The organism is Nonomuraea zeae, from assembly GCF_005889725.1.
GTDB lineage: Bacteria > Actinomycetota > Actinomycetes > Streptosporangiales > Streptosporangiaceae > Nonomuraea > Nonomuraea zeae.
Window position 1 is genome coordinate 1 of the sequence record NZ_VCKX01000618.1, and the last position, 2172, is coordinate 2172.

Below are 2172 nucleotides of genomic sequence, written 5' to 3' on the forward strand. Positions count from 1 at the left end.
GCACGACCCGAGCCCCGGCCGCATCCACCCCGCCCGGCCGCCCTGCCTCGCCCTCACCGGCCAGCCGCCAAACCGCCAGGAGCCGATCGGACGCATCCCCCTCGTTGATCGCATCCGCCATCGCCCCGTAGAAGTCCTCCAGATACTCCTCGGGCATGGCCCCCAGCTTGACCAGATTGAACCGGGCATTCCTGCGTACGAGCGGATCGAAGGTCCACGTGATCCTTTCGAGCCCGCGATCGAGGCACCAGTCCCGCTGGTGCGACTTCAGCGCGTACCCGATGCCCCGGCCGATCACGGCCCCGGTGACATGGGAGTGCAACGTCCGCCGGGCGGCCAGAAACCCCACGGAAGCACCCACCAGCACGTCACCCTCAAAGGCGCCGGCCACGTAGCTGCCTGTGTGCGCGAATCCGATCATCAATTCCATCGTCACCGGCACATTCCGTGGATCCGGATGCCAGATCTCATCAAACAACCGGTAGACCTGCTGGAATTCGGCTATCTCCTGCAATTCCCGAATCACCACGCCAGCCGCCTTGGCCGACGCCTCGCCATAACCACTCATGACCCCATTTACGCACGCCACCACCCGGACTTCGATCAGCCCCACCGTCCCGCCGCACACGTCGTCCCACCGCACCCACCGTCCCGTCGGACGCGTCGTCCCGTCGGACCCGTCGTCCTGCCGCACGCGTCGTCCCACCGGACCCGGCCGCCAGCGCATCGCCCCACCGGCTGCGCGGCGACACCCTGCTGCTGCAGAGCCACGCCCTGCCGGGCCGACACCCCGCCGCTCCACAGCCACGCCCTGCCGGGCTGACACCCCACCGTGCCGACGCGCAACCGGATGGGGCAGGCCTGACTTCCGCCGCAGACGGCCCACTGACGGCCGCAGCCGCGCAACCCGCGAGGTGGCATCTCGCATAGCGGAGTAGCTCCTCGCCCCTTCAGCCCTGGCGGGCCCCTTCCCCCTATCAGGTCGCCGATGTATGCCGCCTCACCAGTAGAGATAGCACTCTGTAACCACACCAGCACCTTGAGATCACCATGGCACTAGTGGTCGAAAATTGGTCACTGACTGTAGTCATGTGGGGTGCGTCGTTCCATGCTCGGAACGGCCTTGACCAGGGAGGTTTCCATGTCGCTTATGCTGACCGCTGCCCGCAGGGTGACCGCGCTCGGGCTGTGTGCGGCTGCCATCGTCGCGGGGCCGTTCGCGGCGTTCCCCGCCAGCGCCGCCGCCGCGGGAGCCGAACTGTTCATCACCGTCACCCCCCGCGACGGCGGCGCCTACTCGATGCGCCTCACCTGCGCCCCCGACGGAGGGTTCCATCCCCGCCCGCGAGAGGCGTGCGACGCGCTACGCAGCGTGGACGGATGGGTGGGGGATCTCGACGTCGATCCCGGCCCTTGCCCACGCATCTACGATCCGGTCGAGGTCGAGGTGACCGGCCACTGGTACGGCCGGCGGGAGCCGTACTACGAGGAGTTCGCCAACCGGTGCGAGATGGAGAGGAAGCTCGGCCCGGTCGTCTAGCAGAGCAATCCGTCCGCCGCCCTCCGCCGTAACTCCCGGCGGGGGGCGGCGTCGTGTCACCGGATCACGCCCCGGCCCCCGGACGCGAAGACGCGTGCGGGTCACGTCCGTGGATCGCTTCGATTGGGCCACGAAGACGAAGCGGGTGGCACCTCTTCGGACCGCTTCGGCCCGGAGGTGAAGGCGCGTACGGCGTTGAAGGCGCGTATGGCGTCATGTCGGCGGGTCGCTTCGGCCAGGAGGTGAAGGGGCGTGCGGTGGCGCGTCCGTTGAGTGCTTCGATCGATGAGGGCGGAGACGCGGCAGGCGGCACGTGTTCCGGGCTGCTGCGGCCAGGGGGGAAGGCGCGCGCGGTGGCACGTCCGTGGATTGCCTCGATCGATCGGGGGGTGGGGACGAGGCGGGTTGCACGTGTTCCGGGTTGCTCCGGCCAGAAGCCGGACACCCGTGGGCGGCCACCGCGTGGATCGCTTTGACCGGGGCGCGAAAGCAGGGGTGGTGTCACGTCGAGCGGGTCGCTTCGATCAGGGCGCGGAGGAGTGCGGTGCGCCGGGGCATTTCGGCGACGATGACGTGCTCGTGGTCCGCATGGGCCCCGCCCCCCACCGCGCCCAGCCCGTCGAGCGTCGGGC

Annotated in this window: 2 protein-coding genes; one reads left to right on the top strand and one right to left on the bottom strand. The window is 69.4% G+C overall.

The annotated features are described in order from the left end of the window. On the bottom strand, nucleotides 1-643 hold a 643-nt coding region (locus ETD85_RS61805; RefSeq protein WP_240780182.1), incomplete at its 3' end, for a hypothetical protein. Nucleotides 644-1141: 498 nt separating this feature from the next. Between ETD85_RS61805 and ETD85_RS61810 the strand changes: the two genes are divergently transcribed. Next, nucleotides 1142-1540, top strand: coding sequence for an SSI family serine proteinase inhibitor (locus ETD85_RS61810; RefSeq protein WP_170247504.1), 399 nt, complete (start codon nucleotides 1142-1144; stop codon nucleotides 1538-1540). Nucleotides 1541-2172: the final 632 nt, after the last annotated feature.

Excerpts from the sequence above, each read along its gene's own strand:
- ETD85_RS61810 (WP_170247504.1), top strand. The coding sequence starts at position 1,142 with ATGTCGCTTATGCTGACCGCTGCCCGCAGGGTGACCGCGCTCGGGCTG.